The following is a 14,073-nucleotide window of genomic DNA, read 5'->3' as shown; positions in this document are numbered from 1 at the left end:
GTGCGCCCGCTGAAGCGTCTCACGCGCTCTTCGGCATTCCAGACGCTGCTAGGTTGGCTGGCGGCGAATTACATCCGCTTCGTCTATATCACCAGCCGTTGGCGCGAAGAAGGGCGGGAGCCGGCAAATGAATTGATGCGCGACGGACGGCCTTATATCGCCGCCTTTTGGCACGGTCGATTGCTCATGGCACCAACCGGCTGGCGCAGCCGGGCACCGATCAGCACTTTGATCTCTCAACATCGAGACGGCGAGATGATTGCCCGCACCCTGCATCATTTCGATATCCACACCGTGCGCGGCTCGACCACGCGCGGCGGCTCGAAAGCACTACGGGAATTGCTGCTGGCAATCAAGAATGGCCGCAATGTCGCGATAACGCCGGACGGGCCGCGTGGGCCGCGCATGCAGGCACAATCCGGCATCATATTGCTGGCCCGGCTTTCCGGTGCGCCGATCGTCCCTGCAACATATTCGGTCTCGCGCCGCAAACTCGCTTCGAGTTGGGACCGTTTTGTCATTGCGTGGCCGTTCAGCCGCGGCCTCTTTTTGTGGGGCGCGCCGATCCATGTCGCCCGCGATGCTGACGATGAAGCGCTCGAAACCGCCCGACAGAGTTTGGAAACGACTCTTAACGAGTTGACCGCGACCGCTGATCGGCGTGTCGGGGTGGACCCGGTAACGCCAGACAAGGCCGTCGCGACATGATTGGGGTTTTGGCAACACCCGCTGTCTATCACAGCTTCAGCCGCCTCGCCGCGCCGGCCATCGATATCTGGCTGGCGCACCGACGTCGCCAAGGCAAGGAAGACAAAGCGCGCTTCGCGGAGCGTTTGGGCCATCCCGGGCGGCCGCGACCGGCCGGGTGTCTCGCCTGGGCGCATGCCGCCAGTGTTGGCGAATCGCTTGCCGTTCTGCCCCTTGCCGAGCGCCTTAAAGCAGAAGGGCTGAATGTGCTGATCACGTCAGGCACCGTCACTTCAGCGCGAATTCTGGAAAAACGCCTGCCCGACGGTATGGTGCACCAATATGTGCCGGTCGACAGGCCGGCGCCGGTGCGCCGCTTTCTCGATCACTGGCGACCGGATTTGGCGATTTGGGTTGAATCTGAATTATGGCCGAACCTGGTGCTGGCCGCCGCCGCCCGAACCATTCCCATGGTCATGGTGAACGCCCGAATGTCTGAACGCTCGGCCCGGCGTTGGCGCCATATGCCGCGCTTGATCGCGCCGCTCCTTGGCGCATTCAGCGCCTGCCTTGCGCAAAGCGAAGAAGACGGTAACCGCTTGCAGGCACTGGGTGCCAAATCGGTCACCCTCGCTGGCAATATTAAATATGATGCCGCACCGTTGCCGGTGGACGAAGCTGCGCTCAACAAACTCCGGCGCGAAATCGGCGAGCGGCCGCATTGGCTCGCGGCCAGTACGCATCCTGGCGACGAAGCTGCCGTCGCCGAGGCGCATATAGCGCTCGCCGGAGCGATCCCCGGCCTCCTCACGCTGATCGCCCCGCGCCATCCGGAACGCACCGCCGAGTTTGCGGAAGTGTTGCGCGCCCAGGGTCATGCCGTCGCCACGCGCAGCACCGGCGATGTCATCGAGGCGGAGACGGATATTTATGTCGCCGATACGTTAGGCGAAATGGGACTTCTCTATCGCCTGGCAGGACCGGTTTTCGTTGCTGGTTCATTGGCCGCGCACGGCGGGCACAATCCGGTTGAGGCGGCACTGCTGAAGAATGCACTCCTCGCCGGGCCCGACATGCGCAATTTTGACGATGCCTGCCAGGCGTTGGAAAGGGTGGGCGCGCTCGAACGGATCGAACGGGCCGATGCCCTCGCCGGTGCGCTCGAGCCGCTGCTGCGCGATCCAGAACTGTGCCGGACACAGGCCGAAGCAGCATATTCGGCGGCCTGCTCGTTGGGCGGCGCCAGCGACACCGCGATGGTTGAAATCATGCGCCTTCTCGACAACAGCCGGAGGCGCGCTCATGCGCACGCCTGAATTTTGGAATCCGGGCAGGAGCGGCGGCGTCCATGCAAGCCTTCTGACGCCACTCGCATGGGGCTATAGCGTTGCCGGGCAAGTCAGGCGCGCCTTCGTCTCACCTCAGCGAGTCGAGGTGCCGGTGATTTGCGTCGGCAATGTGATCGCCGGCGGCGCCGGTAAGACCCCAACAGCGCTCGCCCTGGCGAAACTCATGCAGGAATGGGACATTGCGCCGCATTTCCTCACGCGCGGCTATGGCGGCACGGCACACGGGCCGATGCGGGTTGACCCCAAGCGCCACAATTCCCGCACCGTCGGCGATGAACCGCTCTTGCTTGCGCGCCAAGCACCGACTTGGCTGTCGCGCAACCGGCCCGCCGGGGCGCGCGCCGCTATCGCCGACGGCGCCGAGGCGATTGTCATGGATGACGGCCTGCAGAATCCATCGCTTATCAAGGATGTATCGTTGGTTGTCGTGGATGGCGGATTCGGATTCGGAAACGAGCGGCTTATTCCCGCCGGCCCGTTGCGCGAATCGTTATCCCAAGGCCTCGCGCGAGCTGACGCCATCGTTCTCGTCGGCCCCGATGAGGTGGGGGTTGTCGCGCGTCTTGGCAACTACAGGGCGCCAATTCTGCGCGCCGAACTGACACCGGCCTTGCAGGCGCTTAAGCTACGCGAGCGCGCCGTGGTCGCGTTCGCCGGAATAGCACGACCGGCGAAATTCTTCCGCACGCTGGAAGCCATCGGCTGCAAGATCATTCGGCGCATCCACTTCGCCGACCACCGCCGTTACACACCCGATGAGATTATGACACTGGTGGAGTATGCCGGCGCTCAGGGTGCCATTGCCGTCACCACGGAAAAAGATTGGGTGCGCCTCCCTGAGGAAGCGAAGGCGATGGTGCAATTCGTCGCTGTGACGCTCGAATGGCAGGACCCGGACGCCGTGCGCGAGTTGCTCTTACCAGCCCTTACCGGCGGCGCAGAGTCTGATGGCTAGGCGCCCGATTGCCAAACATCTGCGCTACGCTGTGGAAGGCGCGATGGTGGCCGCCTTGTTCGCCTTGTTCCGTATTATGCCGCTGCCGCTCGCTTCGAGCCTTGCTGGCACATTGGCAGGTACGCTGGGGCCGCTGCTGCCGCTCCACGCCCGCGCCCGGCGCAATCTCCAGCGCGCAATGCCGGAGCTTCCAGCGCTCGAGGTGGAACGAGCGCTCGGCGAAATGTGGCGCAACCTTGGCCGTGTTGTCGGCGAATATCCCCATCTCCGGAAATTTCGGGCGCATACGCCGGACGGGCGAATCGAAGTGGTGGGCGTGGAACATCTGGCAGCGGCAAAGAAAGAAGCCCGCGGCGCTTTGTTTTTCACCGGACATCTCGGCAATTGGGAGGTCTCCGGCCTGCCCCTGATCCAATACGGCATTCCCATCGCATTCGTCTACCGGGCGCCCAACAATCCCTTTGTCGATCGTCTGATTTCTCGCATCCGCGGACGGGATATCACCGAGAACGCCATCGCCAAGGGCGCATCCGGCGCGCGTGAAATGGTGCGCCGGGTAAGGGACGGCGGCTATACCGCCATGTTGGTCGATCAAAAAATGAATGATGGCATTGCGGTGCCTTTTTTCGGGCGCGATGCCATGACCGCGCCGGCGCTGGCGCAACTGGCAATCAAATATGATTTGCCGGTATGGCCGGTGCGTACGGAGCGTCTGGAGGGGTGCCGCTTTCGCGTTACAATATACCCCAAGCTGGACCTACCGCGCTCGGGCGATGTGTCGGGTGATGTTGCCGAGGCCATGCGCCTGGTCAACGCCGTGCTAGAAGGCTGGATTCGCGAGCGCCCCGGCCAATGGCTGTGGCTGCACAACCGCTGGCCTAAAGACACCTGAACTATTCCTGCGGCTGCTGCGGCCCGACCAGCAAAGCCGGGTCCAAGCGCCGCTCGAACCAGTTCATGCGCCAATCGAGATGCGCGCCCGTGACGCGCCCGGTGGCGCCGATCGCCCCGATCACCTCGCCCTGCGCTACCTGTTGTCCGACGGCGACATCGACACGGCTCAAATGCAGAAACGACGAGCTTAGCCCATGGCCGTGATCGAGAATGATGGTGCCGCCGGAATAATAGAGATCGCGCTCCGCTAAGCGGATCTCCCCTCCGGCGGGCGCGCGCACCAGTGTCCCGGTAGGTGCCGCGATATCGACGCCAAAATGCGGTTGGCGCGGTTCACCGTTTAGAATCCGCTGGCTGCCATAGACTCCCGATATCGGCCCCTGCGCCGGCCAGACGAACGGCGCAAACAAATGCATGTCCGCTGTATCAAAGGCGCGCGCCTGACGTACCTTGGCGCCCTCCTCGCGAATGCGATTTAAAATCTCGGGCGGCGGTGTGACCATTTTCTCCGGCAAGCCGTCGATATTCTGAATTTGATAGTCGCGCGCTGCAACGGCAAGACTGCGCGTCTCCTGTTTGCCACCTGGATAGGACACAACCAGAACCGCCTCGGGCGGCGCATCGCGACCGAATCCGAACATGAAATAGCCCTCAGGCGATAATCGGAGTTGGCGTCCGTCGAGCGCAATCAGCGTTCCCGGCGGCGCGGCACCGCGCACCAGGCCACCCTGAATAAAATTGCCGTCGAAGCGAATTTCTTCGGCGCGAAGCGGCATCGCAAACGCCAAAATAAGGAAAACGAAAGCCGCCGCGACAACGCTCTGCCTCACAGCAGGGAGCCCTGTTCGCCATTCTCCTCACCGGTGCCGCGTTCTTCCTTGCCGGCTTTGGGCCGGCCTGCAGCCACTGCCGCTCCGTCGCCGTCATGGAAGTTGAGGACCAGATCCATGCCCGGTTTGAGCGCGCCGGCGGACGTTACCGGCCGCGCCTTGGCATCCCGTACCAAAACAAAGCCGCGTTCCAACACGCGCTGATAGGAGAAATTGTTGAGCAGGCGATAGAGCGTTTCTTTGCGCTCCTCATGCTGCGCGAGCTTCTGCCGTATGGCCCGTGCCATGCGCTCACGCAACTCGCTGACCTGTCGGACGCTTTGCTTGATGTGCATATCGAGTGCGCGGGGCTGCAATCCGGCGGCGGCACGCGCCAACTCGCGCTGCTTTTCCGCCAGAGTTTCGCGCGGGCGCGGCAATTGATAGCCCAGCTTGGCGACATGGTCGTGTCGGGTGCGCAGCGAATTGCGCGCCGAATTGGCGAGGCGCTCACTCCAATCGTCAAGACGTTGTGCTGCCGCGCCGATCAGCGAGGACGCGTCGGGAAGCCCCCGACCCAGACCTTCCAAATGGGTGCGCCGTTCGTTGAGGAGGCGTGCGGTCGCGGATATCAACCGGCGTTCCTGGCCCAACAGGCTCTCGATCAATTCGACCCGCACCGGCACGGCCATTTCCGCCGCCGCAGTCGGTGTGGGCGCTCGCCGATCCGCCGCCAAATCAATCAAGGTGACATCGGTTTCATGGCCAATCGCGGAAATTAGCGGAATTTCGCTTTCCGCCGCAGCCCGGACAACTTCTTCTTCGTTGAATGCCCAGAGATCTTCCAAGCTGCCGCCGCCGCGGGCGACGATGAGAATATCAGGCCGGGGCGTCGGTCCGCCCGGCGCCAATGCGTTAAAACCACGTATGGCGGCGGCCACCTGCGCGGCGGCGGCCTCGCCCTGCACCAGCACCGGCCACACCAGCACATGGCGCGGGAAGCGCTCGGCGATGCGATGCAGAATATCGCGGATGACGGCGCCTGTCGGCGAGGTCACGACGCCGATGGTCACCGGCAAATAGGGTAGTGCTCGCTTGCGCACCTCGTCGAAAAGACCCTCCGCGGCGAGCTTCTTCTTACGATCCTCGAGAAGCTTGAGAAGCGCGCCTTCGCCGGCGATTTCTAGACTCTCTACCACCAACTGGTAGCGCGAGCGCGAAGGATAGGTGGTGAGCTTGCCGCTGGCGATGACTTCCATGCCGTCCTCGGGTTGCATGCCGAGCCGCCCCGCAGTGCCGCGCCAGCATACCGAATCGAGGACCGCTTTATCGTCTTTCAAGGAGAAATAAAGGTGACCAGAAGCGGCGCGCTTGAAGCCGGAAATTTCGCCTCTAACCCGTACCCAGCCGAAATTCTCCTCGACAGCGCGCTTCAAGGCGTTGGACAATTCGCCGACCGAATAGGCCGGGATGTTGCCACCAACGCTGCTTTCCTCGACCTGCTCGTTCATGCTCGACCGTTCTCTATGCTGTGCTACAAGAACCTATTGCAAAGGAGAGGACAGTATATATGAAAGTTCTCGTCATAGGCTCTGGCGGGCGCGAGCATGTATTGTGCTGGAGCCTGGCAACATCTCCTGAAATCGAACGGCTCTATTGCGCACCGGGCAATGCCGGTATCGCCGGGCAGGCGGAATGCGTGGCGCTGGATGTCATGGATTTTGACGGCATCTTGGCCTTTTGCGCAGAGCGCGGCATCGGCTTCGTCGTCATCGGACCCGAAGCGCCGCTGGTCGGCGGCCTCGCAGACAGGCTGGAGGCGGCAGGCATTGCCGCTTTTGGGCCAAGCGCAGCTGCCGCTAGGCTGGAAGGCTCCAAGGGCTTCATGAAGGACCTCTGCGCCGCCGCCGACGTGCCTACTGCCGCCTATGGACGATTTACATCGTTCGACGCTGCCAAGAACTTTATCGAGAACCAAGTTGCGCCAATGGTGATCAAGGCGGATGGCCTCGCCGCCGGCAAAGGCGTGATTATTGCGGAAACTGTTGCCGAGGGCGTCTCGGCGGCGCGCGACATTTTCTCCGGCCAGTTCGGCGCCGCTGGCAGCGAGGTGGTGGTTGAAGAATTCCTGCCGGGCGAGGAGGCCAGCTATCTCGCCCTGGTCGATGGTGAATATGTACTGCCGCTTGAAACGGCGCAGGACCATAAAGCGGTGGGGGAAGGCGACAGCGGCCCAAATACCGGCGGTATGGGCGCCTATTCACCAGCACCAGTGATGACCCCGGAACTCTGCGAAAGGGCACGCGCGGAAATTGTCGAGCCGCTGGTCCGCGCGATGGCGGCGAACGGCGCGCCGTTCAAGGGCGTGTTCTATGCCGGGCTGATGATAGCCGACGGCGCGGCCAAATTGTTGGAAGTGAATGTCCGCTTCGGCGATCCCGAGTGCCAGGCGATCCTGCCGCGTTTAAAATCCGACCTGTTCACTGCCCTGCGTGCGGCGCGCGATGGACGGCTCAGCAACATCGAACTCGAATGGCATGATCAGGCCGCGCTTTGCGTCGTAATGGCGAGCAACGGCTATCCCGGCGCCTATGAGAAAGGCAGCGTCATCCGGGGAATCGAAGCTGCCGAAGCGGCAACAGGCGCTACCGTCTTTCACGCCGGCACGAACTTGACGGGCGGCGAAATCACGGCCATAGGCGGGCGGGTGCTCGGCGTCACTGCGCTCGGTGATGACATTGCCAAAGCCCAGGCCATTGCCTACCAGGCGGTCGAGCGCATTGACTGGCCGGGCGGATTTTACCGCCGCGATATCGGCTGGCGCGCCGTCGGACGGTAGGAATTTCGCCATGGCAGCGGAAGCAATAATCGATTCGCACCATCATATATGGCGAATGACGGACCTGCCGTGGTTGCGGGCCCCGATGACGCCGCGCATTTACGGCCCCTATGAAGCGATCCGGCGCGACTATCTACTGGCTGAATTTCACCAGGAGAGCGCGCCCCTGGGAGTCGCCGGATCGGTCTATATCCAGTGCGGCTGGCCGCCAGAGAACGCCGCCGGTGAATCCCGCTGGGTACAGTCCCTTGCCGATCAGAGTGAGAAACCGCTGGCCATTATCGGCTGGGCAAATTTGGCCGATCCAGAAATCGATCGGCTGCTCGACGCGCACGGCGAATCCCGCAATTTTCGTGGCATACGGCAAATGCTTAATTGGCACGCCAATACGCAATACCGCGCCGCCGGCATCGATGAAGCGACGATGACAAACAAAGCCTGGCTGCGCGGCTTCGCCGCAACAGCCGAGCGCGGGCTGATTTTCGAGCTCATGATATTCCCCGGCCAAATGACGCAAGCGGCAAAGCTCGCGCGCGACTATCCTCATGCCACTATCGTGTTGGAGCATGGCGGCTTGCCCGCGGATGAATCGGCGGCGGGCTGGGCGGCGTGGCGCACGGGCATGGCCTTGATGGCGGCGGAAAACAATGTGGTCGCGAAAATATCTGGCCTCGGCATGTTCAATCACCGCTGCACCGCCCCGTCCGTGGCGCCGGTGTTGCGCGAGATGGTCGCCATGTTCGGCGCGGAGCGCTGCATGTTCGGCTCCAACTTCCCGGTCGACAAGCTGTGGGTGTCCTACGCCGATATGATCGCGGCATACCGAGAAGCCGCAACTGACTTGAGCGAAACGGAGCGGCGCGCCATTTTCCACGACACCGCGGCCAGAATATATCGCCTATAGAATCATCGCCGCGTGGCAAAGAACCGCCGCAGCAATTCGGCCGCGCGCGTCTCTTCGATGCCGCCGTAGACTTCTGGGCGGTGATGGCAGCTGGTTTGCGAGAAGATTCGAGGGCCGTTTTCCACGCCGCCGCCTTTAACATCGGAGGCGCCAAAATAGAGTCTGCGAATGCGGGCAAAGGAGATCGCCTGGGCGCACATCGGGCAAGGTTCGAGCGTGACATAGAGATCACAATCGCCAAGGCGGGGAGAATTGCGCTTGGCGGAAGCGGCGCGAATCACCAGGAGTTCGGCATGAGCGGTCGGGTCGAAATCACACTCGACCCGGTTGCCGGCAGCAGCCAGCACCTCGCCCGACAGGCCGTCGACCAGCACGGCGCCAATCGGAACCTCACCCGCCGCCGCCGCCGCTTCCGCTTCACCGATCGCCCGTTCCATGAATTTTCCGCGATTTTCGTTCATAGCGTGAAAGTCGGCGCTGAGCACGAAATCGTCAAGCGCGCGCGTTGCGCCGACGTGCGACCGGCCCTACATTCCCGCTCATGAATGCACGCCGCAACAAGCCCGTCATTGGTCTGACGCTAGATTTCGAAGACCCGGGCGGCTATTCCAAATTTCCCTGGTACGCCATGCGGGAAAATTATTTCAGCGCCGTCGCGCGCGCCGGCGGCCTTCCCATTGCGCTGCCACATGAGCCGGAGCAGACCGCAGAATATCTCGCTCTGATCGATGGCCTCGTGGTAACCGGCGGAAATTTCGATGTCGACCCGGCGCTGTTCGGCGCCGCGGAGCGACATGATAGCGTCTCCACCAAGGACCGGCGCACCGCGTTCGAACTCGCCATTACCCGCGCGGCGCATGCCGCCGACATGCCGGCGCTCGGCATTTGCGGCGGCCAACAGCTAATGAATGTGGCGCTCGGCGGCACCCTGATCCAGCATATTCCAGATGCCATCCCGGACGCCCTTGCCCACGAACAGCCCAACCCGCGAAACGAAGCCGGACATGCCGTCGCGCTCACGCCGGGCACCATGCTGTACCAGATAACCGAACGGGCTGAGATGCAGGTCAACAGCGCCCACCATCAGGCGGTTGACGCCGCCGCGCCAGGATTGAAAGTCAATGCAGTGGCACCCGACGGGGTGATCGAGGGCATCGAAGACCCGGCACGGCGCTGGTTTATCGGCGTGCAATGGCATCCGGAATTTGCCATCGACGCCGGCGATGTGCGCCTCTTCGACTCCTTTCTTGCGGCCTGCCGCGGATGAGCAAAACCTCACCTATGCCGGAAACCGCTGGGGGAGAGCGCATCGCCAAGCATTTGGCGCGCGCCGGACTATGTTCCCGGCGGGAAGCCGAACGCATGATCGTCGCCGGCCGCGTCGCCGTCGATGGCCGCACATTGGAAACACCCGCATTCCTGGTGACCGCGAAGAACGCGATCACAGTCGACGGCAAGCCCATCGACGCCGCCAAACCAGCGGAGCTATGGCGCTACCATAAGCCGCCCGGCCTCATCACCAGCCACGAGGATCCGCAAGGGCGGGCGACGGTATTTGGCAGCTTACCGCCGGAATTGGGGCGCGTGATTTCGGTCGGGCGTCTCGATCTCGCCTCGGAAGGGCTGTTGCTGCTGACTAATGACGGCGGCCTATCGCGGCTGCTCGAGCGATCGGATTGGCTGCGCCGTTACCGAGTGCGGGTTTATGGACGCCCGGATGCGGCGCGGCTGGCGACGCTCGCCAAAGGTGTCAAAGTGGAGGGCGTGAGCTATGGCCCGATCACAGCGACGATCGATTCGACAACCGGCAGTAATGCCTGGCTGTCGATCGGTCTCAGCGAGGGCAAAAATCGCGAGGTGCGGCGCGTTCTCGAGCATTTGGGACTGCAAGTCAATCGCTTGATCCGCACCGCGTATGGCCCGTTCCAACTGGGCTCCTTGAAGCGCGGCGTAGTCGCGCGCATTCCGCCCAAAGTGGTGCGCGAGCAATTGGCGGGGAACGATGCGCATCGTCGGCGGTAGCCGCCGCGGGCGGCGCCTGAAAACACCCGAAGGGCGCGCTCTCCGGCCAACGTCGGAGCGCGCGCGAGAGGCGTTATTCAATATTCTCGGGCACCGTGACTTTGCGGCGCCGCCGCTCAAGGGCGCGCGCGTGATCGATCTCTTTGCCGGCACCGGCGCAGTGGGGCTGGAAGCATTGTCGCGTGGCGCAGCCCACCTGACAGCAGTGGAGAGCGATGGTGTTGCACTGGCTTGTCTCAGAGAAAATGTGCAGGCGCTGGATTTTCACAGCAAGGCACGCGTGATACACGGCGACGCAACAAGCCTGCCGCCGGCGCCGGAACCCTGCGCCTACGCCTTTCTCGATCCACCTTATCGCGGCGGCAAGGCAGAGCCGGCACTTCTATCTTTAGCCAAAAGCAACTGGCTCGTTGATGGCGCCATTGTGGTTGCCGAGACAAGCGCCAAAGAAGTCTTGGCGGCGCCCGACGGCTATCAAGAAATCGACCGCCGGCGCTACGGCGCGGCGGAAATAGTGATTCTCCAATATCGCCCGTTACCGGCGGCCGAATAGGCGTTCGATATCGGCGAGCTTAAGCTCCACATAAGTGGGGCGGCCATGATTGCACTGGCCGGAATGCGGCGTCGCTTCCATTTCGCGTAGGAGCGCGTTCATTTCTTCGGCTTTCAGCCGCCGCCCGGCGCGCACACTGCCGTGGCAGGCCATGCTCGAACAGACATCGGCCAATTTTTCCTTGAGCGCCACACTCTCACCGAATTCGGCCAACTCTTCAGCGAGATCCCGCACCAAGCCCTTGACGTCGCCTTCGCCGAGCATCGATGGTGTCTCTCGAATAATGACGGCGCCAGGGCCGAAGGCTTCGAGGATGAGGCCGAGGTCGGCGAGTTCCTCGCTACGCGCGATGAGGCGCGCCGCGGCGCTCTCTTCCAATTCCACGACTTCCGGCAACAGCAGAATTTGGCGGAGTACAGCGCCAGCATCTAGCCCGGCTTTCATTTGTTCATAAACCAAACGTTCATGGGCGGCGTGCTGATCAACGATGACGATGCCGTCGCTCGTCTGGGCGATGATATAGGTGGCATGCACTTGCCCACGCGCGACGCCAAGCGGGAAATCCTCTCCCGCGTCCTCAGCCGCGTCAAAGCTATCGGCGGTAGGCGTCGAGAGCGGAGCCTGATATTCCGATGAGACATCGGAGAGGCCGCGCAGCGCAGGCGCCGCTGTGCTCGGATAAGCGCTGGGGAGTGGATATCTGGCGCCACCGGTATGAGCTCGGAGTGCAGGCTGAAAGCTGCCGTCCCCCGGCCGGATTGCGCCCAGCGCGGCGTGCGATACCGTCGTCGCGGCACGGTGTCCGGCCTCGGCCAAGGCGCGCTTGAGCGACCCGACGATCAACCCGCGTACCACGCCGGCGTCACGGAAGCGCACTTCCGTCTTGGCCGGATGCACATTGACGTCGAGGCCGTCGGGCGAAAGTTCGAGAAAGAGCGCCAACACCGCGTGACGCCCGCCGCCGAGAAAATCGTGATAAGCGCCACGTACCGCACCCACCAGCAATCTATCGCGCACGGGACGGCCATTGACGAATAGATATTGTTGGCGCGCGGTGGCGCGATTGAAGGTCGGCAGGCCGGCATAGCCGGTGAGCCGCACCCCCTCGCGCTCGGCATCCACAGCTAAGGCATTGTCGGCGAAATCTCGGCCGATCACCAAAGCTAAGCGGGCCAGGCGGCTGTCCAATAAGTCCGCGGCAACCGGCGCTCGCAATACTTCCCTGTCGCCATTAATGAGAGTAAAGGCGATATCGGGGCGGGCCATAGCGAGACGCGAGAGCGTATCGGCGATATATCCCGATTCTGTGCGCTCCGTCTTGAGGAACTTAAGCCGCGCCGGCGTTGCATAGAAGAGATCGCGCACGCTGACCGTGGTGCCGGGCGGATGAGCCGCCGGGACCGGCTTCCCTGCCAAGCCGCCCTCAATGGCGAGCGACCAGGCGTTTTCCGCTCCACTTTCCCGGCTGATGATTTCGAGACGACTCACCGCCGCTATGGAGGGCAAAGCCTCACCGCGAAAACCAAGCGTTGAAATATTTCCGAGATCGTCATCGCGCGGCAGTTTTGAGGTAGCGTGGCGGGCGATGGCGAGCGGCAATTCTTCGCGCGACATGCCGCAGCCGTCATCCGAAACTTGAATCAGCCCGCGCCCACCTTCACTGACCCGCACCTCGATTTGCCGCGCTCCGGCATCGATCGCGTTTTCCACCAATTCCTTGACCGCGGAAGCGGGCCGCTCGACGACTTCTCCGGCAGCGATGCGATTAATCACGCCATCCGGAAGAAGGCGGATGCTCATAACCGACCATGCCGAAGATTATCGCGCGCCAATACCTTGCCTCTTTCGACCGAGGGTTGATTAAACGGATCGATATTCGAACATAACGCAATAATTACCGTTTCCAACATGAAATGCATCATCAAGGCGCCTAGAGCGGCTTCGTCAAGAATGGGCAGGACGATTTCGCGTACCGGACGTCCGGCTTCGCCCAGCGCATCGCGCGTGGCGGATGCCTCGGCGGCCATCAATTCATCTAGGCTCTTGCCGGCGAGATAATCCGCACCCGCCATGGCCGCCAACTTTTCGGTGATGCGCGGACCGTCGAACGAGGCTCCGACTGTAATCAGGGTAAATAACTTATCTGCAGGTCCGTCGAGATAGAGTTGTAGCTGGCTGTGCTGATCGACCGCCCCGCGCGCGACCACGGGCGTTGCGCCTTGTCCGTCCTTGCCGAGCGATTCGGCCCACAACTGGCGCTGCCAATGTGCCAGGGCAAGCAGTCGGTCGTCATAGGGCATGTAGACGGTGGCTGAAAGACGTTGCGTCATTGCCAAGGCCAGTGCCGCGCCCACGGCGGGCGGCGCCTCGGCTGGCTCAGCCACACTCAGTACCGTCTCCAATATTTCACTCGCGCCCCGCCGCAATGCGCCGGCGTCGAGTCCGGCGATCAAGGCCGGCAGCACGCCAACCAGGGAAAAAACCGAAAATCGCCCGCCCAGTCCCGGGTCATGATCCAACACCGTAATGCCCAACTCGCTGGCGACACGGCGAAGCGGATTGTCACCCGGCCCGGTGATGAACAAAAACCGATCCGCTCTCGCATGGTCTAGGGCGAGCAATGTTTGGGCCAGGGTCTCGGCCGTAGCGCCCGATTTGGATATGACAATAAAACCGGTCTCCGCCTCACCCGCCAATACCGCCTCAAGTCGTGCGCTATTGGGGTTGTCGAGAAAGACGATCGGCGTGGCGTCCGCGTTTGTGGGAGCGGCAAGTGCGATCACCGCCTGGCCGCCCAGCGACGCCCCACCAACCCCGATAACGGCAATTTTTTTGAAGCGCTCGCACAACCGCCCTGCCACCCGCTCGAGCATGGGCAAATCATTGTTCCGGTCGGGATAGAGAAGAAACGGGTGTGAGCCGGCGGCGTGCCATGCCGATATTTGCGCGAGAGCCGGCGCTGTTCGCGCCAAGGCGGTGTCATAGTCTCCCGGCGTGACACCGAACTGGCCTATTTCGTTCGCAAAGCAATTTGTAATTTGATGCTCGTATCGCACGGCTG

Annotated in this window: 14 protein-coding genes; 9 read left to right on the top strand and 5 right to left on the bottom strand. The window is 62.5% G+C overall.

The window, feature by feature from the left end:
- Genes O3A94_04695 through O3A94_04680 form a run of 4 tightly spaced genes read left to right on the top strand, consistent with a single transcriptional unit; the run spans position 1 to position 3,883 of the window.
- Positions 1-708: a lysophospholipid acyltransferase family protein gene (locus tag O3A94_04695; GenBank protein ID MDA1355551.1), complete on the top strand. Its 708-nt coding sequence runs from the start codon at positions 1-3 to the stop codon at positions 706-708.
- Positions 705-2,003, top strand: coding sequence for a 3-deoxy-D-manno-octulosonic acid transferase (locus O3A94_04690; protein ID MDA1355550.1), 1,299 nt, complete (start codon positions 705-707; stop codon positions 2,001-2,003). Before O3A94_04695 ends, O3A94_04690 begins: the two co-directional genes overlap by 4 nt.
- Complete coding sequence (lpxK, locus tag O3A94_04685) at positions 1,990-2,991, top strand: tetraacyldisaccharide 4'-kinase (GenBank protein MDA1355549.1); 1,002 nt, start codon at positions 1,990-1,992, stop codon at positions 2,989-2,991. Before O3A94_04690 ends, lpxK begins: the two co-directional genes overlap by 14 nt.
- On the top strand, positions 2,984-3,883 hold the full coding sequence (locus O3A94_04680; protein MDA1355548.1) for a lauroyl acyltransferase: 900 nt from the start codon (positions 2,984-2,986) through the stop codon (positions 3,881-3,883). Before lpxK ends, O3A94_04680 begins: the two co-directional genes overlap by 8 nt.
- Before the next feature lies 1 nt (position 3,884).
- Here the strand turns inward: O3A94_04680 and O3A94_04675 are convergent, their stop codons facing one another.
- Both O3A94_04675 and xseA read right to left on the bottom strand, forming a co-directional pair.
- The gene (locus O3A94_04675) at positions 3,885-4,715 is read right to left on the bottom strand and encodes a M23 family metallopeptidase (protein MDA1355547.1); all 831 of its coding nucleotides are present in this window, start codon (positions 4,713-4,715) and stop codon (positions 3,885-3,887) included.
- The gene (xseA, locus tag O3A94_04670) at positions 4,712-6,205 is read right to left on the bottom strand and encodes an exodeoxyribonuclease VII large subunit (GenBank protein ID MDA1355546.1); all 1,494 of its coding nucleotides are present in this window, start codon (positions 6,203-6,205) and stop codon (positions 4,712-4,714) included. The genes O3A94_04675 and xseA overlap by 4 nt, the downstream gene beginning before the upstream one ends.
- Positions 6,206-6,264: 59 nt before the next feature.
- Here xseA and purD point away from each other — a divergent pair, with 59 nt between their 5' ends.
- Both purD and O3A94_04660 read left to right on the top strand, forming a co-directional pair.
- The gene (gene purD, locus O3A94_04665) at positions 6,265-7,533 is read left to right on the top strand and encodes a phosphoribosylamine--glycine ligase (GenBank protein ID MDA1355545.1); all 1,269 of its coding nucleotides are present in this window, start codon (positions 6,265-6,267) and stop codon (positions 7,531-7,533) included.
- 10 nt (positions 7,534-7,543) lie between these two features.
- Positions 7,544-8,437, top strand: coding sequence for an amidohydrolase family protein (locus O3A94_04660; GenBank protein MDA1355544.1), 894 nt, complete (start codon positions 7,544-7,546; stop codon positions 8,435-8,437).
- Positions 8,438-8,439: 2 nt separating this feature from the next.
- Here O3A94_04660 and O3A94_04655 read toward each other — a convergent pair whose 3' ends face one another.
- Positions 8,440-8,898 (bottom strand): nucleoside deaminase, encoded by a 459-nt coding sequence (locus tag O3A94_04655; protein ID MDA1355543.1) that lies wholly within the window; start codon positions 8,896-8,898, stop codon positions 8,440-8,442.
- Positions 8,899-8,978: 80 nt separating this feature from the next.
- Between O3A94_04655 and O3A94_04650 the strand changes: the two genes are divergently transcribed.
- Genes O3A94_04650 through rsmD form a run of 3 tightly spaced genes read left to right on the top strand, consistent with a single transcriptional unit; the run spans position 8,979 to position 11,012 of the window.
- Positions 8,979-9,704 carry a gamma-glutamyl-gamma-aminobutyrate hydrolase family protein gene (locus tag O3A94_04650; protein MDA1355542.1) on the top strand — a complete coding sequence of 242 codons (726 nt, stop codon included), beginning with the start codon at positions 8,979-8,981 and terminating at the stop codon, positions 9,702-9,704.
- Complete coding sequence (locus O3A94_04645) at positions 9,701-10,459, top strand: pseudouridine synthase (protein ID MDA1355541.1); 759 nt, start codon at positions 9,701-9,703, stop codon at positions 10,457-10,459. Before O3A94_04650 ends, O3A94_04645 begins: the two co-directional genes overlap by 4 nt.
- Positions 10,440-11,012 carry a 16S rRNA (guanine(966)-N(2))-methyltransferase RsmD gene (rsmD, locus tag O3A94_04640; protein MDA1355540.1) on the top strand — a complete coding sequence of 191 codons (573 nt, stop codon included), beginning with the start codon at positions 10,440-10,442 and terminating at the stop codon, positions 11,010-11,012. The genes O3A94_04645 and rsmD overlap by 20 nt, the downstream gene beginning before the upstream one ends.
- Here the strand turns inward: rsmD and mutL are convergent.
- Together mutL and O3A94_04630 are read right to left on the bottom strand one after the other, a co-directional pair.
- Complete coding sequence (mutL, locus tag O3A94_04635; protein MDA1355539.1) at positions 10,995-12,812, bottom strand: DNA mismatch repair endonuclease MutL; 1,818 nt, start codon at positions 12,810-12,812, stop codon at positions 10,995-10,997. The two genes, rsmD and mutL, sit on opposite strands and share 18 nt — an antisense overlap.
- On the bottom strand, positions 12,809-14,068 hold the full coding sequence (locus tag O3A94_04630; protein MDA1355538.1) for a glucose-6-phosphate isomerase: 1,260 nt from the start codon (positions 14,066-14,068) through the stop codon (positions 12,809-12,811). The genes mutL and O3A94_04630 overlap by 4 nt, the downstream gene beginning before the upstream one ends.
- Between the last annotated feature and the right edge of the window lie 5 nt (positions 14,069-14,073).

It is taken from the genome of Pseudomonadota bacterium (assembly GCA_027624955.1).
Classification (GTDB): domain Bacteria; phylum Pseudomonadota; class Alphaproteobacteria; order UBA828; family UBA828; genus PTKB01.
This window is presented reverse-complemented; position numbering and strand designations above follow the sequence as displayed.